The organism is Streptomyces sp. NPDC048636 (genome assembly GCF_040650655.1).
Classification (GTDB): domain Bacteria; phylum Actinomycetota; class Actinomycetes; order Streptomycetales; family Streptomycetaceae; genus Streptomyces.
Window position 1 is genome coordinate 210,171 of the sequence record NZ_JBEZHR010000008.1, and the last position, 22,387, is coordinate 232,557.

The 22,387-nt window shown below is 70.3% G+C and carries 17 protein-coding genes; 9 read left to right on the forward strand and 8 right to left on the reverse strand.

Features of this window, described 5'->3' with window-relative positions; all coding sequences use genetic code 11:
- Positions 1-54: 54 nt before the first annotated feature.
- Genes AB0C66_RS23100 through AB0C66_RS23120 form a run of 5 tightly spaced genes read left to right on the forward strand, consistent with a single transcriptional unit; the run spans position 55 to position 5,681 of the window.
- A complete protein-coding gene (locus tag AB0C66_RS23100) occupies positions 55-1,095 on the forward strand; it encodes a sugar ABC transporter substrate-binding protein (protein ID WP_362441593.1) in 1,041 nt (346 codons plus the stop codon).
- Between the two features lie 2 nt (positions 1,096-1,097).
- Entirely contained in the window at positions 1,098-2,741 is a 1,644-nt protein-coding gene (locus AB0C66_RS23105) for a sugar ABC transporter ATP-binding protein (RefSeq protein WP_362441596.1), read from the forward strand.
- Positions 2,738-3,778 (forward strand): ABC transporter permease, encoded by a 1,041-nt coding sequence (locus AB0C66_RS23110; RefSeq protein WP_362441599.1) that lies wholly within the window; start codon positions 2,738-2,740, stop codon positions 3,776-3,778. Before AB0C66_RS23105 ends, AB0C66_RS23110 begins: the two co-directional genes overlap by 4 nt.
- A 26-nt stretch (positions 3,779-3,804) precedes the next feature.
- Positions 3,805-4,806: an aldo/keto reductase gene (locus tag AB0C66_RS23115; protein WP_362441602.1), complete on the forward strand. Its 1,002-nt coding sequence runs from the start codon at positions 3,805-3,807 to the stop codon at positions 4,804-4,806.
- Positions 4,807-4,829: 23 nt separating this feature from the next.
- Complete coding sequence (locus tag AB0C66_RS23120) at positions 4,830-5,681, forward strand: amidohydrolase family protein (RefSeq protein WP_362441605.1); 852 nt, start codon at positions 4,830-4,832, stop codon at positions 5,679-5,681.
- Positions 5,682-5,694: 13 nt separating this feature from the next.
- On the opposite strand, the gene AB0C66_RS23125 is transcribed toward AB0C66_RS23120, so the two are convergent.
- The 6 genes from AB0C66_RS23125 to AB0C66_RS23150 all read right to left on the reverse strand — a co-directional run bounded on the left by AB0C66_RS23125 (position 5,695) and on the right by AB0C66_RS23150 (position 12,243).
- Complete coding sequence (locus AB0C66_RS23125; protein ID WP_362441608.1) at positions 5,695-6,366, reverse strand: FadR/GntR family transcriptional regulator; 672 nt, start codon at positions 6,364-6,366, stop codon at positions 5,695-5,697.
- Between the two features lie 105 nt (positions 6,367-6,471).
- Positions 6,472-6,942, reverse strand: a complete 471-nt coding sequence (locus AB0C66_RS23130; protein ID WP_362441610.1) for a hypothetical protein — start codon at positions 6,940-6,942, stop codon at positions 6,472-6,474.
- 290 nt (positions 6,943-7,232) lie between these two features.
- Positions 7,233-8,843 carry a glycerol-3-phosphate dehydrogenase/oxidase gene (locus AB0C66_RS23135; RefSeq protein ID WP_362441613.1) on the reverse strand — a complete coding sequence of 537 codons (1,611 nt, stop codon included), beginning with the start codon at positions 8,841-8,843 and terminating at the stop codon, positions 7,233-7,235.
- 4 nt (positions 8,844-8,847) lie between these two features.
- Entirely contained in the window at positions 8,848-10,395 is a 1,548-nt protein-coding gene (gene glpK, locus AB0C66_RS23140) for a glycerol kinase GlpK (RefSeq protein WP_362441615.1), read from the reverse strand.
- 33 nt (positions 10,396-10,428) lie between these two features.
- Entirely contained in the window at positions 10,429-11,226 is a 798-nt protein-coding gene (locus AB0C66_RS23145) for an MIP/aquaporin family protein (protein ID WP_362441617.1), read from the reverse strand.
- Positions 11,227-11,478: 252 nt separating this feature from the next.
- The gene (locus tag AB0C66_RS23150) at positions 11,479-12,243 is read right to left on the reverse strand and encodes an IclR family transcriptional regulator (protein ID WP_362441620.1); all 765 of its coding nucleotides are present in this window, start codon (positions 12,241-12,243) and stop codon (positions 11,479-11,481) included.
- Positions 12,244-12,564: 321 nt separating this feature from the next.
- Here AB0C66_RS23150 and metH point away from each other — a divergent pair, with 321 nt between their 5' ends.
- The 4 genes from metH (at position 12,565) to AB0C66_RS23170 (ending at position 20,506) form a co-directional block, all read left to right on the forward strand.
- Positions 12,565-16,074: a methionine synthase gene (gene metH / locus AB0C66_RS23155; protein ID WP_362441623.1), complete on the forward strand. Its 3,510-nt coding sequence runs from the start codon at positions 12,565-12,567 to the stop codon at positions 16,072-16,074.
- Positions 16,075-16,213: 139 nt separating this feature from the next.
- Complete coding sequence (locus AB0C66_RS23160) at positions 16,214-16,915, forward strand: HAD family phosphatase (RefSeq protein WP_362441626.1); 702 nt, start codon at positions 16,214-16,216, stop codon at positions 16,913-16,915.
- Positions 16,916-17,252: 337 nt separating this feature from the next.
- Positions 17,253-18,857: an ABC transporter substrate-binding protein gene (locus AB0C66_RS23165; protein WP_362441629.1), complete on the forward strand. Its 1,605-nt coding sequence runs from the start codon at positions 17,253-17,255 to the stop codon at positions 18,855-18,857.
- 53 nt (positions 18,858-18,910) lie between these two features.
- Positions 18,911-20,506, forward strand: a complete 1,596-nt coding sequence (locus AB0C66_RS23170) for an ABC transporter substrate-binding protein (RefSeq protein WP_362441632.1) — start codon at positions 18,911-18,913, stop codon at positions 20,504-20,506.
- A gap of 134 nt (positions 20,507-20,640) precedes the next feature.
- Here the strand turns inward: AB0C66_RS23170 and AB0C66_RS23175 are convergent, their stop codons facing one another.
- Entirely contained in the window at positions 20,641-21,312 is a 672-nt protein-coding gene (locus AB0C66_RS23175; RefSeq protein WP_009719179.1) for a response regulator transcription factor, read from the reverse strand.
- 27 nt (positions 21,313-21,339) lie between these two features.
- Entirely contained in the window at positions 21,340-22,275 is a 936-nt protein-coding gene (locus tag AB0C66_RS23180) for a PD-(D/E)XK nuclease family protein (RefSeq protein WP_362441635.1), read from the reverse strand.
- Positions 22,276-22,387 lie beyond the last annotated feature (112 nt).

Sequence of the window (22,387 nt, forward strand, 5' to 3'; positions counted from 1 at the left end):
GCACACAGCCACACCCGCACCGCAGGAACCAGGACCGACCAAGGACGGGACCCGATGACGAGACCGCGCACCTCCGCCACCGCCGCCTGCGCCGTGCTGCTGGCCGTCGCCGCGACGCTCACCGGCTGCAACCGTGAGAGCGGCGGCGCCGGTGGCGGCAAGGTCGGCATCGACATGCCGCGCACGGACACCGACTTCTGGAACTCCTACCAGCAGTACCTGGAGAAGGGCATCGACAAGGGCACCGTCTCCGCCCTGCCGCTGTCCAACTCGCAGAACGACATCTCCAAGCTGGTGGCCAACGTCCAGGCCCTCAGCGACCAGGGCGCCAAGGCCATCGTGATGGCCCCGCAGGACACCGGCGCGGTCGCCTCCACCCTCGAACGGCTGGCGGAGAAGAAGATCCCGGTCATCAGCGTGGACACGCGCCCCGACAGCGGAAGGGTCTACATGGTGGTCCGGGCCGACAACCGCGCCTACGGCACCAGGGCGTGCGCGTATCTGGGGAAGAAGCTCGGCGGCAAGGGCCGGGTCGCCGAGCTCCAGGGCGACCTCAGCTCCATCAACGGCCGGGACCGGTCACGTGCCTTCGCCTCCTGTATGAAGCGGAAGTACCCGGGAATCACCGTGCATGAGCTGCCGACCGACTGGAAGGGCGATGTCGCCTCCGCCAAGCTCCAGAGCCTGCTGGCCCAGCACCGGGACATCGACGGCATCTATATGCAGGCGGGCGGCGCCTTCCTCCAGCCCACCCTGGCGCTGCTGGAGCAGAAGAAGCTGCTGAAGCCCGCGGGTTCGGTCGGGCACATCACGATCGTCTCCAACGACGGTATCCCGGAGGAACTGGACGCCATCCGCTCGGGGAAGATCGACGCCACCCTCTCCCAGCCCGCCGACCTCTACGCCACCTACGCGCTGAAGTACGCCAGGGCGGCTCTGGACGGCAAGACCTTCCACCCCGGCCGCACCGACCACGGTTCACGGATCGTCAGGATCGCGGGCGGTCTCGAGGACCAGCTCCCGGCACCGCTCGTCACCAAGAAGAACGCCGACGACCCCGGGCTGTGGGCCAACCAGCTCGAGAAGCGGAAGTAGCCATGGCCGCCGTGGAACAGCCCGCCGCGGTGTGCGCCCGGCGCGTCGTCAAGCGGTTCGGCCCCACCGTCGCCCTGGACCGGGCCGAGCTGGCCGTGGCCTCCGGCGGGGCCCACGCGCTCGTCGGGCGCAACGGCGCGGGCAAGTCCACCCTGGTCTCCGTGCTGACCGGGATGGAGCGCCCGGACGCGGGCGAGGTGACCTTCGCCGGAGAGCCCGCCCCCGGCTACGGCGACACGGCCGCCTGGCGCGCCAAGGTGGCCTGTGTCTACCAGAAGTCGATGGTGGTCCCCGAGCTGACGGTGGCCGAGAACCTCCATCTGGGCCGCCTCCCCGGCACCGGACGGATCCGCTGGGCCGAGCTGCGCGAGGCCGCCCATGCGCTGCTGGCCGAGTACGGCGTCGAGGTGGACCCCCGGACGCGGGCGAAGGAGCTCGGCGTCGAGCAGCGGCAGTTCGTCGAGATCGCCCGTGCCCTGTCCTTCGGGGCCCGGCTGATCATCCTCGACGAGCCGACCGCGCGGCTCGACGCGGGCGGGATCGACCGGCTCTTCACCCGGCTCGCCGAACTGCGCTCCCAGGGGGTCGCGTTCCTGTTCATCTCGCACCATCTGCACGAGGTCTACGAACTCTGCGACACCGTCACCGTCTTCCGCGACGCGCGCCATGTGCTCACCGCCCCGGTGGCCGAACTGCCCAAGGAGGCCCTGGTCGCGGCGATGACCGGGGACACCGCGGGGGCGCCCGGGGGCGACTCCCGCGCGGCGGTCCCGGCCTCGCCCACCGGCCGCGGGGCCGGACCGGGCGGCGCACCGGACGGCGCACCGGACGGCGCACCGGTGCTGCGCGCCGAAGGGCTGTGCGTGGCGGGCGCGTTCGCACCGCTGGACCTGGTGGTGCGCCCGGGCGAGGTGGTGGGCCTGGCCGGGGCGACGGCCAGCGGCAACACCGCGGTGGGGGAGACCCTGGTGGGGCTGCGCCGTCCGGACGGCGGACGGCTGGCGGTCCGCGGCCGTCCGGTGCGCACCGGCAGTGTGCCGCACGCCCTCGACGCCGGGATCGGCTATGTCCCCGAGGACCGGCACCGCCAGGGGCTGATCCCCGGGCGCAGTGTCGCGGAGAACGCCACCCTGACCGTCACCGACCAGCTCGGTCCGTACGGCACCGTGCTGCCCTCCCGTACCCGCGCCTTCGCCCAGCGCATGATCACCTCGCTGGACATCAAAACCGCGGGACCCTCACAGCCCGTCTCGGGTTTGTCCGGCGGAAATCAGCAGAAGGTCGTCATCGCGCGGGCGCTCGCGCGCGAGCCGAGCGTTCTGGTCGCCATCCGCCCCACCGCCGGAGTGGATGTGAGGTCCAAGGAGGCGCTGCTCGGGGTGGTGCGTGAGGTCGCCGCGGCCGGGAGCGGGGCGGTCATCGTCTCCGACGAACTGGACGACCTCAGGGTCTGCGACCGCGTTCTGGCGTTCTTCCGCGGCCGGGTGGTCGCCGCGTTCGACAGCGGCTGGACCGACCACGGACTGGTCGCCGCGATGGAAGGCATCACCCAGCGGGGTGCGGACCCGGCACCCGGCGGGACACACCGCGGCGCCCACCAGGGCCATAAGGACGGGCACGACGGCAGGGGAGGAAGGCAGCCATGACCGATACCGCACGGCAGCGGGCCGCCGAACCGGTGGTGGACGGACCGGCGGCGGACCGGGCCCGCCCACGGCCGGACCTCGCGCGCTGGCGCGATCTGTCCCTGGTGCCCGTGATCTTCGTCCTGGGGGTGATCGGCTTCATCGTCTCGCCCGCCTTCCTCACTGAGGACAATCTGATCGGCGTCGTTCAGCAGTCGACCGAACTGGGACTGCTGGTGCTCGGCGAGGCACTGATCCTGATCAGTGGACGGATGGACCTCTCCCTGGAGTCCACCATCGCGGTCGCTCCCGTGATCGCCCTGTGGCTCGTCCTGCCCGCGCACGGCGCCCGGTTCGAGGGCCTGGGGCTGCTGCCGGTGTGGACGGCCATCCCCTTGTGTCTGGCCGTCGGCGCGGCCATCGGGGCCGCCAACGGCTTCCTGATGCTCACCCTGCGCGTCAACGGCTTCATCGCGACGCTCGGCATGCTCACCATGTTGCGCGGGCTCCAAGTCGGCATCTCCGAGGGCCAGTCGATCGTCAACGTCCCCGAGTCCTTCCGCTACCTGGGCAAGGCGGACTGGCTGGGCGCCCCCGCCGCCGTATGGCTCTGCCTCGGCCTCTACACCGCCGGCGGCCTCGCCCTCGGCTATCTGCGCCACGGCCGCGCCCTCTACGCCATCGGCGGCAACCCCGAGGCCGCCCGCGCCGCGGGCATCCGCGTGGACCGCGTCACCTGGATCGTGCTGAGCGTGGCCGGGCTGCTCGCCGCGTTCGCCGGGATCCTCTATACCGGCCACTACGGGTCGGTCGCCGCCACCCAGGGCAACGGCTGGATCTTCCAGGTGTTCGCCGCGGCCGTCATCGGCGGCATCAGCCTCAAGGGCGGCCGGGGCACCCTCTTCGGCGCGCTCACCGGTGTGCTGACCCTCCAGCTGGTCGTCAATGTGATGACCCTCGGCGGCGTTCCGCCCCTGTGGAACCAGTTCATCAACGGCTCCATCATCATCGTCGCGCTGATCATCTCCCGCTACGCCGGCGGCGAGAAGCAGGACTGAGGGAGACCGGGAGGGAGGAGGCGGCCATGGCGTGGACACCGCGCGGACCGCGGGAACTGGGGCGCTCCGGCGTCCGTGTACCGCCCCTGGGGCTCGGCTGCGCACCGCTGGGCAACCTCTACGCGGCGGTGCCCGAGGAGCGCGCCCAGGCCACCGTAAGGGCCGCCCTGGACGCGGGCCTCAGCTATCTGGACACCGCCCCGCACTACGGCGTCGGCCTCTCCGAAGAGCGGCTGGGGCGGGCGCTGGCCGGGCGCGACCGCACCGCGTACACCCTGTCCACCAAGGTGGGGCGGCGGCTGCGGCCGCGCGCGCCCGGGGAGCCCGCCCAGCCGGAGGGGTTCGCCGACACCCCCGACCGGGTACGCGCCTGGGACTTCACCCGGGACGGCATCCTCACCGCCCTGGAATCCTCCCTGGAACGGCTCGGAGTCGACGCCGTCGACATCGTCTACCTCCACGATCCGGAACACCACATCCGTGAGGTCTATGAGACGGGCTTCCCGGCCCTGGCCGAGCTGCGCGACCAGAAGGTGGTCCGGGCCATCGGCTTCGGTATGAACCACAGCGACGTACTCGCCCGTTTCGTCGCCCACCTCGATGTGGACGTCGTGCTGTGCGCCGGACGCTGGACCCTCCTGGAGCGCACCGCCTACGACGATCTGCTCCCGGTGTGCGAGCGGCGCGGCACCTCGGTGGTGGTCGGCGGCGTCTACAACTCCGGTCTCCTCGCCGCCCCCGGCCCAGGCGCCCGCTACGACTACCGGCCCGCGCCCCCGGAGACCGTCGAGCGCGCCCGGCGCCTCGCCGAGGAGTGCGCCCGGTTCGGGGTGCCGCTGCGGGCGGCCGCCCTGCGCTTCCCGTTCGGCCACCCCACCGTGGCCGCCGCGGTCGTCGGCTGCGGCTCACCGGCCGAAGTCCGCGACAACGCCGCCCTGTTCGGCCACGACATCCCCGACGAGCTGTGGCACGCTCTGGTGCGCCGCGGACTGCTCGACGACGACCTCCCGCTGCCGGTCCGACCGTGAATCCGACCGCGAAGGAGCGCCCCGTGCCGCAGCGCGTCGACGCCCACCACCACCTGTGGGACCTGACCCGCCGCGCGCAGCCGTGGATGGACGGCCCCTGGGCGGGCCCGATCCGCCGCACCTTCACCCCGCGGGACCTCGCACCCCATCTGGACGCCCACGCCATCGGGGCCACCGTCCTCGTCCAGTCCAGCTCCTCCCTGGCGGAGACGCGGGAACTGCTCGCCCTGGCCGGTGCGTCGGACCGGATCGCGGGCGTCGTCGGCTGGGCCGACCTCACCGACCCCCGGCTGCGCGAGGTGCTCGCCGCACTGGCCGCCGGACCCGGTGGCGACCGGCTGGTGGGCCTGCGCCACCAGGTCCAGGACGAGCCCGACGCCCGCTGGCTGGCCCGTGGCGACGTACGCCGGGGGCTCGCCGCCGTGGCCGACGCGGACCTGGTCTACGACCTGCTGGTCACCCCGCGCGAACTGCCCGCCGCCATCGACGCCGTACGCGAGCTGCCGGGACTGCGCTTCGTCCTGGACCATGCCGCGAAACCGCCCATCGCGGCCGGTGAACGCGAGCCCTGGGCCTGGCGGCTGACCGCGCTCGCCGCCCTGCCCAATGTGGTCTGCAAACTCTCCGGCCTGGTCACCGAGGCGCCCTGGGACAGCTGGCGCTCCGAGCAGATCCTGCCGTACGCCTGGCATGTGCTGGACGCGTTCGGGCCCGGCCGGGTGCTGTTCGGCTCGGACTGGCCGGTGTGCACCCTGGCCGCCCCCTACGACGAGGTGGTCGCCCTGGCGGAACGGGCCGCGCTGCGCCTCACGGCCGACGAGCGCGCCGCGGTCTTCGGCGGTACCGCGGCCGGGGTCTACGGCCTCGGGGGCTGAGCCGTCCGCCCCCTCAGAGCGTGGAGCGCAGCCACTGCTCGACGCTGGCGATATGCACCGTCGCCCAGGAGCGCGCCGCCTCCGCGTCCCGGTCGCGCAGGGCGGCCAGGATCGCCCGGTGCTCGTGCAGGGTGCGGCTGACCGCGTCCTCCTGGGTCAGCCCGCGCCACACCCGGGCCCGGGTGGTGGGCCCGGAGAGCCCGTCGAGCAGGGAGCAGAGCACCGAGTTGCCCGACGCCTGGACGATGCCCCGGTGGAACTCCAGATCACAGGCCACCAGCTCCTCCACCGAGGGCTCCTGCCCCAGCGCGTCCAGCTGGGCGGTGAGCGCGTCCAGCTCGGCGTCGCCGATCCGGGTGCAGGCCAGCGCGGTGGCGGCGGGCTCCAGGATGCGGCGCACCGCGAGGAACTCCAGCACCGTGTCGTCCCGGTGGAAGTCGACGACGAAGCTCAGGGCCTCCAGCAGCAACTGCGGGTCCAGGCTGGTGACATAGGTGCCGTCGCCCTGCCGTACGTCGAGGATGCGGATCAGTGAGAGCGCCCGCACCGCCTCCCGCAGCGAGTTGCGGGACAGCCCGAGGTCGGCGGCGAGCTCGCTCTCCTTGGGGAGCCGGTCCCCCGGGCGCAGCGCACCCGAGACGATCATGCCCTTGATTTTCTCGATCGCCTCGTCGGTGACCGCCATGGTGGACCTCCCCGGAACAAACATCCGATCTATGGGTCCATTATGGCGTGACCGGCCCGGTGGCGTCCGCCGAGGACGCCACCGGGCCGCCGCGGAGCAGTGGGCTCAGAAGGTGAACGGGCCGGGCGACTGGGCCGAAGTGGCCGTGCAGTCCACCGTGATGAAGCCGAACACCACGAGCTTCAGGGACTTGGCCTCCAGCACGTCACCCGCCGCGACCGTACCGGTCAGCGGACCGGTGGACACATCGGAGCCGGTCGGGATGGCCGGGTTGGAGGAGCCGGTGAAGGTGGTGGTCTCCGAGCCGTTCTTCGACAGCGTCAGTGTGGACTGGACGGCCCCGGCGGGGACGTCGAGGGGCGCCTTGACCGCCGACGAGGACAGGGTGATGGTCGCGGCGGTGCCGTCCTGCGTGGCCGTGAGCGTCGCCGATCCGGAGCCGAAGGTCCCGCAGTCGGCGGTGATGGTGGCGGTGGTGGGGTCGACCGCGGAGGCCGTCGGCGCCAGCGCGAGCGCCCCGGTGGCCAGTGCCGCCGTGCCCAGTGCCGTACTGATCCCGAGCGTGATGCGTCTCATGGGGGTGCCTTCCGGTGTGGGGGAAATGCGTGAAGGGGAATCCGTGCTGACTGCCCGTCACAAAGGGGCGCTGTCATTGATGCGCGTGCCACCGAAGAAGGCAAGAGAGTCCCCGTTGATTTTTCGCCCCGGGGGACCGAGGGGTTGTACGTCGTCAGCCGCCCCGTCAACTCTCCTATGCGCGAGCGGAGTTGACGGGGTTGCGCGGGGGCGTCCGGGAAAGCCGGACGGCCGGGCGGAAGGAGTGTTCCTCCCGCCCGGCCGTCCGGACCGTAAGCGGCCCGCGGGGGTCAGGCGCGCTTGGCCAGCAGGTCCTCGACCCGGCCGCGGATGTCGTCCGAGTCCAGACCGCGGATGGTGAGGGTGGTGCGGCGGCGCAGTACGTCGTCGGCCGTCTCGGCCCACTCGTGGTCGCGGGCGTAGGCCACCTGCGCCCAGATCTCCGGGGCGTCCGGGTGGATCCGCTCGGCGAGCGCCGGGTCGGCGCTGGCGAGCCGCGCGATGTCGAAGGAGAGCGAGCCGTAGTGGGTGGCCAGGTGGCGCGCGGTGTCGGCGGCCATCCGGGGACCGGGGGTGCCACCGTCCACCAGCAGCCGGTGCTCCACCGCGTGCGGGTTGGCGATGCCCGGCAGCGGCATGTGCTTCGGCAGCTGCTTGACCGGCTCCATGTCGTCCGCGAGGGGACGGCCGGGCAGCTCGGCCAGCTTGGTCATCACGGTGCGGCCGATATGCCGGAAGGTCGTCCACTTGCCACCGGCTATGGACAGCATCCCGCCCTTGCCCTCGGTGACCACGGTCTCGCGCTTGGCCTTCGCGGTGTCGCCGGGGCCACCGGGCAGCACCCGCAGACCCGCGAAGGAGTAGGTGATCAGATCACGGGAGAGCTGCTGGTCGCGGATGGAGAAGGCGGCCTCGTCCAGGATCTGGGAGACGTCCTTCTCGTTGACCGCGACATCGGCCGGGTCGCCCTCGAACTCCTCGTCGGTGGTGCCGAGCAGCAGCATGTCCTCCCAGGGGAGGGCGAAGGTGATGCGGTACTTGTCGATCGGGGTCGCCAGCGCCGCGTTCCACGGCGAGGTGCGCTTGAGCACCAGGTGCGCGCCCTTGGACAGCCGGATCGACGGGGCCGCGCCCGGGTCCTCCATCCGGCGCAGGTGGTCCACCCAGGGGCCGGTGGCGTTGAGCACCAGCCGGGCGTTGACACCGAACTCGGTGCCGTCGGTACGGTCCCTGAGGTCCGCGCCGGTGACCCGGCCGTCGGTCTTCCGCAACCCGGTGACCTCGGCGTGGTTGAGCACGGTGGCACCGGCCTCGGCCGCCGCGCGGACCGTCATCAGGGCCATCCGGCTGTCGTTCATCTGACCGTCGCCGTAGACCGCGACCGCCTTGAGGCCGTCGGTGCGCAGCTCGGGCACATCACGCGCGGCCCTCTCGGGCTTGAGGACATGTCCGACGCCGTCACGGAAGGCGGAGAGCGCGGAGTAGGCGAAGACGCCCGCGCCCAGCTTGGCCGCGCCGTGCGGACCGCCCTTGTACACCGGCAGGTAGAAGGTGAGCGGGTTGGCCAGGTGCGGAGCGACGGTACGGGAGACCGCCCGCCGCTCGAAGTGGTTCTCGGCGACCAGCTTGACCGCCCCCGTCTGGAGGTAGCGCAGGCCGCCGTGGAGCAGCTTGGAGGAAGCGGAGGAGGTGGCGCCGGCGAAGTCGCCGGCGTCCACCATCGCCACCCGCAGCCCGGACTGCGCGGCGTGCCAGGCAGTGGTGATGCCCAGGATGCCGCCACCGATCACCAGGAGGTCGTAAGAAGCCTTGGAGAGCTGTTCCCGGGTTTCGGCACGGCCCGGGTTCGAACCGACAGCCGGGTGCGTTCCGAGGGACGGAACGCTCTGCAGGGTGGTCATGTTGTTACTCCTCGTCCTCGATCCAGCCCAGGGTCCGCTGCACGGCCTTGAGCCAGCTCTTGTACTCGCGGTCGCGAACGTCCGCGTCCATACGGGGGGTCCATTCCGCGGCCCGGCGCCAGTTGGCGCGCAGGGCCTCGGTGTCGGGCCAGAAGCCGACGGCCAGGCCGGCGGCGTAGGCCGCGCCGAGGCAGGTGGTCTCGGCGACCATCGGACGCACCACGGGGGCGTCCAGGGCGTCCGAGAGGGTCTGCATCAGCAGGTTGTTGGAGGTCATACCGCCGTCGACCTTGAGCGCGGTGAGCTCGACACCGGAGTCCTTGGTCATCGCGTCGACGATCTCGCGGGTCTGCCAGGCGGTGGCCTCGAGCACCGCGCGGGCGATGTGCGCCTTGGTGACGTAACGGGTCAGACCCGCGATGACACCGCGGGCGTCGTCCCGCCAGTACGGGGCGAACAGACCGGAGAAGGCCGGCACGAAGTAGGCGCCGCCGTTGTCGTCCACCGAGCTGGCCAGCGTCTCGATCTCGGCGGCGCTGTTGATCAGGCCCATCTGGTCCCGCATCCACTGCACCAGCGAACCGGTGACGGCGATGGAGCCCTCCAGGGCGAAGACCGGCTTCTGGTCGCCGATCCGGTAGCCGACGGTGGTCAGCAGCCCGTTGTAGGAGTTGACCGGCTTGTCGCCGGTGTTCATCAGCAGGAAGGTGCCGGTGCCGTAGGTGGACTTGGCCTCGCCCTCGGAGAAGCAGGTCTGGCCGAAGAGGGCGGCCTGCTGGTCACCGAGTGCGGAGGCCACCGGCACACCCGCGAGGACACCGTCGGCCGTGCGGCCGTAGACCTCGGCGGAGGAGCGGATCTTCGGCAGCACCGTGGCCGGGATCTCCATCGACGTGAGGATCTTCTCGTCCCAGTCGAGGGTGTGCAGGTTCATCAGCATGGTGCGGGAGGCGTTGGTGACGTCGGTGACATGCACCCCGCCGTTGACCCCGCCGGTGAGGTTCCAGATGACCCACGAGTCCATGGTGCCGAAGAGGATGTCGCCGGACTCGGCGCGCTCCCGCAGACCCTCGACGTTGTCGAGCAGCCAGCGGATCTTCGGGCCCGCGAAGTAGGAGGCCAGCGGAAGGCCGGTCTCCCGGCGGAAGCGGTCCTGTCCGACGTTGCGGCCGAGCTCACGGCAGAGGGCGTCGGTGCGGGTGTCCTGCCAGACGAGCGCGTTGTGCACCGGCTCACCGGTGTTCTTGTCCCACAGCAGGGTGGTCTCGCGCTGGTTGGTGATGCCGATCGCCTTGACGTCGGCGGAGGTGATCCCGGCCTTGGTGATGGCGCCGTTGACGACCTCCTGGACGTTCTCCCAGATCTCGGTCGCGTTGTGCTCGACCCAGCCCGGCTTGGGGAAGATCTGCTCGTGCTCCTTCTGGTCGACGGAGACGATGCGTCCGTCGCGGTCGAAGACGATGCAGCGGCTGGAGGTCGTGCCCTGGTCGATGGCGGCGATGAACGGACCGTGACCGTGGGAGGAGGCGCTGGTGGTGTGGGTGTCGGTCATAGGTGGCTCTCCTGCGTGTCTGAGGGGTGGGGGCTAGGCGAAGGCGATCTCGAAGATGCCGCCCGCCAGGACACCGCCGAGGAGCGGGCCGGCGACCGGGATCCATGCGTAGCCCCAGTCCGAGCCGCCCTTGTTGGGCAGCGGCAGGAGGGCGTGGGCGATGCGGGGGCCCAGGTCACGGGCCGGGTTGATGGCGTAGCCGGTGGGCCCGCCGAGCGAGAGACCGATGCCGACCACGACCAGCGCGGTGATCAGGACACCGATGGTGCCCAGGCCGTTGCCGTTGCCGTTCAGACCCTGCGTGAGGATGGCGAGCACCAGGACGGCGGTGCCGATGATCTCGGTGAGCAGGTTCTGCACCGTGTTCCGGATCTCCGGGCCGGTGGAGAAGACTCCCAGCACCGGGCCGGCACTGCCCGCGGCCTGCTTGACATCGGCCGCGGCCGTGTCCTGCGCACCCGGACCGCCGACGATCTCACGGTCGGTGAGGTGGGCCTGGAAGTGGCCGAGGTAGGCGAGCCAGACCAGGATCGCGCCGATGAAGGCGCCGGTCATCTGACCGAGCAGATAGACCGGTACGTCCTTCCACTCGGTGCCGTCGGTGATGGCGAGCCCGAGGGTCACGGCCGGGTTGAGGTGCGCTCCGGAGAGCGGGGCGGATATGTACGCGGCGGTGAGAACGGCGAAGCCCCACCCGAAGGTGATGGCGAGCCATCCCGCGCCGAACGCCTTCGAGCGCTTCAAGACAACGCCGGCGACGACTCCGCCGCCGAGCAGAATGAGAACGGCGGTACCGATGGTCTCGCCGATGAAGATGTCGGAGCTGGACACCCGCGACTCCTTTGTCCTTCGTCCAGGGGAAGGCGAACCCCCGGGTCCCTCCGGTGGTCCGCGCCCTCAGGTGAGGGCGTTGGTCGGCCCGCGGCGAGTCCACCATAGCGAATATTGTCGTTAGGTGTTCGACAATGCCGACCGATGCACGGCAGTTTTCTTCACGGGGGAGACCTCGTCAAGGGTCGTGTGACGGAAAAATCGTGGGTATGTGAAACCGTTGTGAACCGGTGCGGACCTGGGCGGACGGGATCAGAAGCGGCTTGCGCCGAGATCCCGGGACACGGCGCGGGCGCAGTCCCGGACGGCCGCCACGAGCTCCGAGCGCAATTCTCCGCCGTCGCACACCCGTTCCACGGCGCCGGTGATCCCCACGGCCCCGACCGGCAGCCGCCGGCGGTCGTGGACGGGGGCGGCGACCGACGCCACGCCCTCCCAGGTCTCCTCCACGTCCGCGCCCCAGCCCCGGGCCCGGGTGAGGGCGAGGACGCCCTCGAACTCCTCGGCCCCGGTCACCGTGCGGGGGGTGAACTCCTTGCGCTCGCCCTCGGCCACCTCGCTGTGCGCCACCGGGTCGTAGGCGGAGAGCACCTTGCCCAGGGCGGTGGAGTGCAGCGGGTGCATCGCGCCGACCTCAAGCACCTGGCGGCTGTCATCGGGGCGGAAGACGTGGTGGACGATGAGCACGCCCTGCTGGTGCAGCACGCCCAGATACACGCTCTCCCCGCTGGAGCGGGCGAGGTCGTCGGTCCACACCAGGGCGCGGGCGCGCAGCTCGTGGACGTCCAGATAGCTGTTGCCCAGGCGCAGCAGCTCCGCGCCGAGCTGATAGCGGCCCGACGCCTCGTCCTGCTCGACGAAGCCCTCCTGCTGGAGGGTGCGCAGGATGCCGTGCGCGGTCCCCTTGGCCAGTCCCAGGGTGGAGGCGATATCGGACAGTCCCAGACGTCGCTCCCCACCGGCGAGCAGGCGTAGCATCGCCGCAGCTCGCTCCAACGACTGGATGTTCCGGGCCATCGCCAACCTCCCGACCGTGTTCGACAATGCTGAACACTATCGGTCCATGTCGACGTTGCGGTACAGGAGGGCGTACGAAAACGATCAACCTCCACCGTGACGCCCGCCACGACCTCGCGTAATGGCCCGCGCCAGGGCCGCCGTCCCGGGCCTCCGCCACCGCCTCTCCCACGGCCCCCGGTACCGGCCGATCGCGGGCGCCGCCGTCCCGGAAGGTGGAACGAACATCGCGGTTCCGCGTGCGGCGGCTACGCTGGCCTGGTGCGCCCCCCTCGGTGGGGGCGCAAAGCCGACAGCCGTCGCACTCCAGGGAGCACTTCCATGGCCTTGCACAAGCCATCACCCACATCCGCCGCCCGAGCCGACGCGCTCCGCGAGGCGCTGGCCACCCGTGTGGTGGTCGCCGACGGCGCGATGGGGACGATGCTCCAGGCGCAGGAGCCCAGCCTCGACGACTTCGAGCAGCTCGAGGGCTGTAACGAGATCCTCAATCTCACCCGCCCCGATATCGTCCGCTCCGTCCACGCCGCCTACTACGAGGTGGGCGTGGACTGCGTGGAGACCAACACCTTCGGCGCCAACCACGCCGCCCTCGGCGAGTACGACATCGCCGACCGCGTCTTCGAGCTGTCCGAGGCCGGTGCCCGGATCGCCCGCGAGGTGGCGGACGAGTTCGCCGCCGACGGACGCGACCGCTGGGTGCTGGGCTCGATGGGGCCCGGGACCAAGCTGCCCACCCTGGGGCACGCCCCGTACACCGTGCTGCGCGACGCCTATCAGGCCAACGCCGAAGGCATGATCACCGGCGGGGCCGACGCCCTGCTGGTGGAGACCACCCAGGACCTGCTCCAGACCAAGGCCGCCGTCCTCGGCGCCCGGCGCGCGCTGGACGCCACCGGCGCGAACCTCCCGCTGATCTGCTCGGTGACGGTGGAGACCACCGGCACCATGCTGCTCGGCTCGGAGATCGGCGCGGCGCTGACCGCCCTGGAGCCGCTGGGCATCGACATGATCGGGCTCAACTGCGCCACCGGCCCGGCCGAGATGAGCGAGCATCTGCGCTATCTCGCCCGCCACTCGCGCACCCCCCTGCTGTGCATGCCCAACGCGGGTCTGCCGGTGCTCGGCAAGGACGGCGCCCACTACCCGCTCACCCCCGGCGAGCTGGCCGACGCCCAGGAGACCTTCGTCCGCGAGTACGGCCTGTCCCTGGTGGGCGGCTGCTGCGGCACCACCCCCGAGCACCTGCGCCAGGTCGTCGAGCGGGTCCGTGGAGTGGCCCCGGGCGAGCGCGAACCGCGCCCCGAGCCCGGTGCCGCCTCGCTCTACCAGACCGTTCCGTTCCGCCAGGACACCTCGTACCTGGCCATCGGTGAGCGGACGAACGCCAACGGGTCGAAGAAGTTCCGCGAGGCCATGCTCGAGGGCCGCTGGGACGACTGTGTGGAGATGGCCCGCGACCAGATCCGCGAGGGCGCCCATCTGCTCGACCTGTGCGTCGACTACGTGGGCCGTGACGGTGTGGCCGATATGGCGGAGCTGGCGGGCCGTTTCGCCACCGCCTCCACCCTGCCGATCGTGCTGGACTCCACCGAGGTCGACGTTCTCCGGGCGGGCCTGGAGAAGCTGGGCGGCCGCGCGGTCATCAACTCGGTCAACTACGAGGACGGCGACGGCCCCGACTCCCGCTTCGCCAGGGTCACCCGGCTGGCCCAGGAGCACGGCGCCGCGCTGATGGCCCTCACCATCGACGAGGAGGGCCAGGCCCGCACGGCGGAGAAGAAGGTCGAGATCGCCGAGCGGATCATCGACGATCTGACGGGCAACTGGGGCATCCAGGAGTCCGACATCCTCATCGACTGTCTGACCTTCACCATCTGCACCGGTCAGGAGGAGTCCCGCAAGGACGGCGTCAACACCATCGAGGCCATCCGCGAGCTCAAGCGCCGCCACCCCGACGTCCAGACCACACTCGGGCTGTCGAACATCTCCTTCGGCCTCAACCCGGCCGCCCGGATCGTGCTCAACTCCGTCTTCCTGGACGAATGCGTCAAGGCGGGGCTGGACTCCGCCATCGTGCACGCCTCCAAGATCCTCCCGATCGCCCGGCTGGAGGAGGAGCAGGTCCAGGTCGCCCTCGATCTGATCCACGACCGCCGCCGCGAGGGCTACGACCCGCTCCAGAGGCTCCTGGAGCTCTTCGAGGGCGTCGACACCAAGTCGATGAAGGAGGGCAAGGCCGAGGAGCTGCTCGCCCTGCCACTGGACGAGCGCCTCAAGCGCCGCATCATCGACGGTGAGCGCAACGGCCTCGAGCAGGACCTCGACGACGCGCTCCTCGAGCGGGCCGCCCTGGACATCGTCAACGAGACGCTGCTGGACGGGATGAAGGTGGTCGGTGAGCTGTTCGGCTCCGGCCAGATGCAGCTTCCGTTCGTGCTCCAGTCCGCCGAGGTCATGAAGAACGCGGTGGCCCACCTGGAGCCGCATATGGAGAAGTCGGACACCGAGGGCAAGGGCACCATCGTGCTCGCCACCGTCCGCGGCGACGTCCACGACATCGGCAAGAACCTCGTGGACATCATCCTGTCCAACAACGGCTACAACGTGGTCAACCTCGGTATCAAGCAGCCGGTCTCCGCGATCCTGGAGGCCGCCGAGGAGCACCGCGCGGATGTCATCGGGATGTCCGGGCTGCTGGTGAAGTCCACCGTGATCATGAAGGAGAACCTGGAGGAGCTGAACCAGCGCAAGCTGGCCGCCGACTACCCGGTCATCCTCGGCGGGGCCGCCCTCACCCGGGCCTATGTGGAGCAGGATCTGCACGAGGTCTACGAGGGCGAGGTGCGCTACGCCCGCGACGCCTTCGAGGGGCTGCGGCTGATGGACGCGCTGATCGCCGTGAAGCGCGGTGTCCCCGGCGCCGCCCTCCCCGAGCTCAAGCAGCGCCGCGTCCCCCGCCGCGAGGCCGTCCAGGTGCTGGAGCCGGAGCCGGACCAGGGGCCGGTCCGCTCCGACGTGGCCACCGACAACCCGGTGCCCGCCCCGCCGTTCTGGGGCACCCGGGTGGTCAAGGGCATCCAGCAGGCCGACTACGCCTCCTGGCTGGACGAGGGCGCGCTGTTCAAGGGCCAGTGGGGGCTGAAGCAGGCCCGCACCGGTGACGGGCCCGGCTACGAGGAGCTGGTCGAGTCCGAGGGGCGCCCGCGGCTGCGCGGGCTGCTGGACAAGCTGCACACCGAGAACCTGTTGGAGGCGGCCGTGGTCTACGGCTACTTCCCGTGTGTCTCCAAGGGCGACGACCTGGTGCTGCTGAACGAGGACGGCAGCGAGCGCACCCGCTTCACCTTCCCCCGCCAGCGCCGCGGACGGCGGCTGTGTCTGGCCGACTTCTTCCGGCCCGAGGAGTCCGGTGAGACCGATGTCGTCGGCCTCCAGGTCGTCACGGTCGGCTCCCGGATCGGCGAAGCCACCGCCGAGCTGTTCGAGTCCAACTCCTACCGCGACTATCTGGAGCTCCACGGGCTGTCGGTGCAGCTGGCCGAGGCACTGGCCGAGTACTGGCACGCCCGGGTCCGCTCCGAGCTCGGCTTCGCCGGGGAGGACCCCGCCGACGTCGAGGACATGTTCGCGCTGAAGTACCGCGGCGCCCGCTTCTCCCTCGGCTACGGCGCCTGTCCCGACCTCGAGGACCGCGCCAAGATCGCCGAACTGCTCCAGCCCGAGCGCATCGGCGTGAAGCTCTCCGAGGAGTTCCAGCTGCACCCCGAGCAGTCCACGGACGCCATCGTCATCCACCACCCGGAGGCGAAGTACTTCAACGCACGGTGACCGCCCCGGGACCGCCCGCGAGCGGCCATGAGGCGCCGCGCGGCGGCACGTCGTAAACTGGTCGATCCGGTAGAGGCCGGTCGCCTTCCGTTCCACGGGAGGAGGCCGGCCTTCGTGCCCCTTGTCCGGAGGTGTTTGGATGACCAGCAGCATCCCCGTCGTCACTACCCGTACGGCCGAAGGATCCGCTCTGCAAGCCGTTCTGCTCGACATGGACGGCACCCTGGTCGACACCGAGGGCATCTGGTGGGACGCGGAGGTCTCGATCTTCGCCGAGCTCGGCCACGCGCTGGCCGAGGAGTACCGCGAGGTCGTCGTCGGCGGCCCGATGACCCGCAGCGCCTCCTTCCTGATCGAGGCCACCGGCGCCGATATCGCGCTCGCGGAGCTGACCGGCCTGCTGAACAGCCGCTTCACCGAGCTGATCGACGGCACGGTGCCGATGCTGCCCGGCGCCCACCGGCTGCTCACCGAGCTGGTCGCGCACGGGATCCCGACCGCCCTGGTCTCCGCCTCGCACCGGCGGGTGATGGACCGGGTGCTGCGTTCGCTGGGCGAGGAGCACTTCACACTGACGGTCGCGGGCGACGAGATCGCACGCACCAAGCCGTACCCCGACCCGTATCTCTTCGCCGCCGCGGGACTGGCCGCCGACCCCGCCCGCTGTGTGGTCGTCGAGGACACCGCGACCGGGGTGCGGGCGGCCGAGGCGGCGGGCTGTCAGGTGGTGGCGGTGCCGTCCGTGGTGGCGATCGAACCCGCGGCGCGCCGTACGGTCGTCGGATCGCTCGAAGAAGTCGATCTCCCATTTCTTCAGGCCCTGGTCACGGGAATGCACTGATCGCACACTGAGCGTATTTCTGCAAATGACAGACTGAATAACCCGGGGACTTTTCCCTCCAGGACACCGTGAAAACGAACGTGATGTTTATCACTGAACTTGGTGTCGACGTGGGGGGTGGGTCTATGCTGCACGTCCTCTCTGGTGCGGTTTGCGTACACCCTTGTGTCCGGATTGATGACATGCCGTACGAAACGCGACCGCGTCCGTATATCGGTCAATCGTTGCTCGTTATCGGGGCGTGATTTCGCCTCAACTTCGTTGTGTCTCAGCATGGCTGGCGCCGCGGACTAATCTCGTCGCGAGTGATTGATCGATCGCAGGGAGACTCCCGACAATGAAGCGCAAGTCGCTGGTGCTGCCCACCGTGGCGGGCCTACTGATGTCAGCGCTCACCGCGTGCGGCGGCACCGACGGCTCAGGCTCGGACGGTGACGCGCTCGTCCTGGGCAGCACGGACGGGATCGAGGCCACCAAGGCGGCGCCCGCGCCCCTGGACCCGGACCTCGCCTACGACTTCGCCTCCTGGAGCGTCCTGCACAACGCGTTCCAGACGCTGATGCGGCTGCCCCGCTCCGGCACCGAACCGATCCCCGACGCCGCCGAGAAGTGCGGCTTCCAGGACCGGCAGAGCGAGCAGTACCGCTGCACCCTGCGCAGCGGGCTGAAGTTCTCCAACGGCCACGCGCTCACCTCCGAGGACGTGAAGTTCTCCCTGGAGCGCATCCTGCGCATCAACAACCGCAACGGTCCGGTCTCCCTGCTCTCCAACGTGGACAAGGTCGAGACCCCCAACGACCGTGAGGTGGTCATTCACCTCGCCTCCCCGGACGCCACCTTCCCCTCCAAGCTGACCACCCCTGCCGCGGCCATCCTCGACAGCGAGGTCTACGCGCCGGACAAGCTGCACGAGGGCTTCGACATGGTGGGCTCCGGTCCGTACCAGGCCGAGACCGAGGTCAGCGACAACCGGCTGGCCAAGGTCACCTTCACCAAGAACCCGCATTACAAGGGCGACGCCACCCCGAAGACCGACAAGGTCGTGATGCGCTTCTACAAGACCTCGGCGGAGCTGGAGCGGGCGCTGGTCGACGGCGATGTCGACGTGGTCCACCGAGGCTTCTCGCCCGACCAGATCGACCGGCTGAACCGCGGGAAGTTCAAGGGCGTCCGGCTCTTCGAACAGTCCGGCCAGGGCATCCGCTACCTCGGCTTCAACACCGCCGACCCGTCGGTGAAGAACAAGGCGATACGCCAGGCGATGGCCCACCTCGTGGACCGCCAGGCGCTGGTGCGCGACGTCTACAAGCGCACCGCCGAACCGCTCTACTCGCTGATCCCGTCCAACGTCACCACGCACACCAACTCGTTCCACAACGCGTACGGCGACCCCAACCCCGCCGCCGCCCGCCGGGCGCTGCGCCGGGCCGGGGTCCACGCCCCCGTGAAGCTGACGCTGACGTACACCACCGACCACTACGGTCCGGAGACCGCGACGGAGTTCAAGGAGCTTCAGCGCCAGCTCAACGCCAGCGGGCTGTTCGACATCAAGATCAAGGGCGTCCGGTGGGCGGAGTTCCGCCCCAAGCTGATCAAGCGCCAGTACCCGGTCTACGGCATGGGCTGGCTGCCGGACTTCCCGGATCCGGACAACTACATCGCCCCGTTCCTCACCAGGGACAACTTCCTCAACTCGCCCTACCGCAACAGCGTGATCCAGGACGAGCTGATCCCCAAGACGCGGCAGGAAACCCAGCGCACCCTGGCCAACAAGGACTTCCAGTCCATCCAGAACGCCGTCGCCGACGACGTCCCCTACCTGCCGCTGTGGCAGGGCAACACGTATGTGGCCGCCCGGGAGAACATCACCGGCGCGGAGTACGCGTTCGACTCCTCCACCATGCTTCAGCTCTGGGAGCTCGGCCGCGGCGCCGAGGGCTGATGGAGACAGACGGGGGCCGCTTGCACGACGACGAATCTGTGAGGAACCAATCCGTGAGGAAACGTGACCAGTGGCTGGCAGCCCCCCTCGGGGCGGGGCTGGCCGCCGCCCTGCTGACCGGATGCGGAAGCGAGGACGGTGACGCCGCCGACGGCGGCAAGCACGTGGTCATGGGAATGTCGGACGAGGTGCTCGCCACCGACCCGGCGTCCGGCTACGACCCCGGCTCCTGGGTGCTGTTCAGCAATGTGTTCCAGTCCCTGCTGAGCTTCCCCAAGGGCAGCACCACCCCCCAGCCCGAGGCCGCGAAGACGTGCAGCTTCAAGGACAACGCCAGCCGGGTGTACACCTGCGCGCTCAGGGACGATCTGACGTTCTCCAACGGCGATCCGCTCACCTCCGAGGACGTCAAGTTCTCCTTCGAGCGGACCATGCGGATCAACGACAAGAACGGTCCGGCGCTGATGTTCGCCTCCATCGGGTCCATCAGGACCCCGGACAAGCGGACCGTGGAGTTCAACCTGAAGCAGGCGGACGCGACCTTCCCGCAGAAGATCGCCTCCGGCGCGGGCTCCATCGTCGACCACCAGGAGTACCCGGCCGACAAGCTGCGCACCGACGACCAGGCGGTCGGCTCCGGTGTCTACACCCTGAAGTCCTTCGACAAGACCAAGGCCGAGTTCGCCGTCAACGACGGCTACAAGGGTCCCGCCAAGGCCAAGAACACCGGGCTGAGCCTGAAGTTCTTCCACGGTGAGCAGCGGCGGCTGAAGAGCGCCGTGGAGAAGGGCGAGGTGGACCTCGCCTACCGCGGACTGGCCATGAAGGACCTGGCCGACCTCCAGGCGCGCAGCGTCGGGGGCGGCAAGAGCCTGGATGTGGTCGAGGGCACCGGCGCCGAGGTCCAGCACCTCGTCTTCAACCTCAAGGACCCGGTGGCGGGCAAGCGCGGGGTCCGTAAGGCCGTCGCCTACCTGATCGACCGCAGCACCCTGGTGCGCGACGTCTACAAGCGCACCGCCGAACCGCTGTACTCGGTCGTCCCGGCCGGGATCACCGGCCACAACACGGCCTTCTACGACAAGTACGGCGACCGGCCGCAGCCCGCCAAGGCCGAGCAGGCGCTCCGGGCGGCGGGGATCTCCGGCAAGGCCAAGCTGACCCTGTGGGGCACCCCGATCCGCTACGGCCCCGGCACCCTCCCCGGGCTGCGCGCCATCGCCAAGCAGCTCAACGCCAGCGGGCTGTTCGACGTCGATGTGAAGAGCGCCGACGTGGCGACCTATGAGAAGGGCGTCGCGGCCGGGACGTACGGCGTGTACGTGAAGGGCTGGGTGCCGGACTACCCGGACCCGGACAACTTCGTCGCCCCGTTCTTCGGCGACGACAACGTCCTGGCCAACCACTACAGCTCGGCGCTGCTGACCGGTCAGCTGATACCGGCCACCTCCGAGCAGCCCAGCCGCTCGGCCACGGTCGGCGACTACCAGCGGATCCAGGACATCGTCGCCGACGATGTGCCGATGCTCCCGCTGTGGCAGGGCAAGCAGTACGCGGTGGCCCAGAACACCATCTCCGGACTCCAGTGGACCCTGGACTCGTCCACCGTCTTCCGGTTCTGGGAGATCAGCAAGACGCCTCAGGACTGAGAAACCCGGGCGGCCCCGGGGTGCGAACGGTATGCGTCCGCGCCCCGGGGCCGCTGCTGTACCTCGCTCTCCGGACGCCCGGCTCCTGGCCCGGCGGCCCGGCCCGGCTACCGCGCGGGCCCGGCTCGGCCCGGCTACTGCGCGCCGGGGCGGACCAGCCCGCTCTCGTAGGCGTAGACGGCCGCCTGGACCCGGTCCCGCAGACCCAGCTTGGTCAGCACATGGCCGACATGGGTTTTCACCGTGGTCTCGCTGACGAACAGGTCCGCGGCGATCTCCGCGTTGGACAGCCCCCGGGCCACCAGCTTCAGCACCTCGACCTCGCGCTCGGTGAGGGTGTGCAGAGTGTCCGGAACCGGCTCCTCGCCCGAGGGCAGATGTCCGGCGTACTTGTCCAGCAACCGCCGGGTGATGCTCGGCGCGAGCATCGCCTCGCCCGCCGCCACCACCCGGATCGCCTGCACCAGCTCGGTGGCGGGCGCGTCCTTGAGCAGAAAGCCGCTGGCCCCCGCGCGCAGCGCCTCCACGACGTACTCGTCGAGGTCGAAGGTGGTCAGCACCAGCACCTTGGCCGGGCCGTCCCGGCCGGGCCCGGTGATCTGACGGGTCGCCTCCACTCCGTCCATCCGCGGCATCCGGATGTCCATGAGCACCACATCGGGCTGGAGGGCGCGCACCTGGTCCAGGGCTTGCAGACCGTCCCCCGCCTCACCGACGACCGCGAGGTCCTGCTCCGCCTCCAGGATCATCCGGAAACCGGTGCGCAGCAGCGGCTGGTCATCGACCAGTAGGACACGGATCGCCACAGGATCTCCTTCGCTCGACCGGCCCCATTATCCCGAAGTCGGTTCCGAGGACTGCACGGGGAGGAGCGGCAGCGGATAGGGCGGGGGAGTACCGCCGAATTCCGGACAATGAGCCTGGTGGTCGCACCAGCCGCAGAGCCGGGACTGCCGGGGCAGGAAGGCGCCGGTCTCGGTGGCCCGCCGGATCGCCTCCCACAGGGCCAGCAGCTTGCGCTCCACCGCGCGCAGATCGCCCTCGTCCGGGTCGTATGTGAGCACATCGCCGCTGCCCAGATAGACCAGCTGGAGGCGGCGCGGCACCGCGCCGCGCAGCCGCCACAGCACCAGGGCGTAGAACTTCATCTGGAACAGCGCCTCCGCCGAATACTGCGGGGCGGGCGCCTTGCCGGTCTTGTAGTCGACGATCCGGACCTCGCCGGTGGGCGCGATGTCCACCCGGTCGATGATCCCGCGCAGGGTCAGCCCGGACTCCAGCTCGGTCTCCACGAACAGCTCGCGCTCGGCGGGCTCCAGCCGGGACGGGTCCTCCAGCGAGAACCAGCGCTCCACCAGCCGCTCGGCCCCTTCCAGCCACTCGGCCAGACGCTCCGGGGCCGGGGCCACGCCCCCGCCGCCACCAGCGCCTTCGGCAGCGCCGCCGGTATCGTCCTCGTCGCGGAACAGCTCCGCCAGCTCCGGCCGGTCCGTCAGCAGGCGCTCCCACTCACCCGGCACCATCGCCCGGGCACGCGGGGCGGTCCGCTCGGCCGCCGGCGCGTCGAAGAGCCTCTCCAGGACGGCGTGCACCACAGTGCCCCGGGTGGCCGCGGCGCTCGGCTTCTCGGGCAGTTTGTCGATCACCCGGAAGCGGTACAGCAAAGGGCACCGCATGAAGTCGGACGCCCGTGAGGGCGACAGCGACGCGGAGCGGTCGGACTGCGGTGGCCCGTCCGTCTGTTCGGCCTTCCCGGTGGTGGTTCCCATGGCGAAGACCCTACGGCCCGGCACCGACAGCCGGACGCATACCATCGACGTCCGAGCCCCTGGCACTGCATGATCGTGGGGACCGTATCAAAACTGGACGCGACCGACGCAT

What these genes read in the sequence shown, in the direction of transcription:
- AB0C66_RS23100 (WP_362441593.1), top strand. Translation starts at nt 55, where the DNA reads ATGACGAGACCGCGCACCTCCGCCACCGCCGCCTGCGCCGTGCTGCTG.
- AB0C66_RS23105 (WP_362441596.1), top strand. Translation starts at nt 1,098, where the DNA reads ATGGCCGCCGTGGAACAGCCCGCCGCGGTGTGCGCCCGGCGCGTCGTC.
- AB0C66_RS23110 (WP_362441599.1), top strand. Translation starts at nt 2,738, where the DNA reads ATGACCGATACCGCACGGCAGCGGGCCGCCGAACCGGTGGTGGACGGA.
- AB0C66_RS23115 (WP_362441602.1), top strand. Translation starts at nt 3,805, where the DNA reads ATGGCGTGGACACCGCGCGGACCGCGGGAACTGGGGCGCTCCGGCGTC.
- AB0C66_RS23125 (WP_362441608.1), bottom strand. Translation starts at nt 6,366, where the DNA reads ATGGCGGTCACCGACGAGGCGATCGAGAAAATCAAGGGCATGATCGTC.
- AB0C66_RS23130 (WP_362441610.1), bottom strand. Translation starts at nt 6,942, where the DNA reads ATGAGACGCATCACGCTCGGGATCAGTACGGCACTGGGCACGGCGGCA.
- AB0C66_RS23135 (WP_362441613.1), bottom strand. Translation starts at nt 8,843, where the DNA reads ATGACCACCCTGCAGAGCGTTCCGTCCCTCGGAACGCACCCGGCTGTC.
- glpK (WP_362441615.1), bottom strand. Translation starts at nt 10,395, where the DNA reads ATGACCGACACCCACACCACCAGCGCCTCCTCCCACGGTCACGGTCCG.
- AB0C66_RS23150 (WP_362441620.1), bottom strand. Translation starts at nt 12,243, where the DNA reads ATGGCCCGGAACATCCAGTCGTTGGAGCGAGCTGCGGCGATGCTACGC.
- metH (WP_362441623.1), top strand. Translation starts at nt 12,565, where the DNA reads ATGGCCTTGCACAAGCCATCACCCACATCCGCCGCCCGAGCCGACGCG.
- AB0C66_RS23160 (WP_362441626.1), top strand. Translation starts at nt 16,214, where the DNA reads ATGACCAGCAGCATCCCCGTCGTCACTACCCGTACGGCCGAAGGATCC.
- AB0C66_RS23165 (WP_362441629.1), top strand. Translation starts at nt 17,253, where the DNA reads ATGAAGCGCAAGTCGCTGGTGCTGCCCACCGTGGCGGGCCTACTGATG.
- AB0C66_RS23180 (WP_362441635.1), bottom strand. Translation starts at nt 22,275, where the DNA reads ATGGGAACCACCACCGGGAAGGCCGAACAGACGGACGGGCCACCGCAG.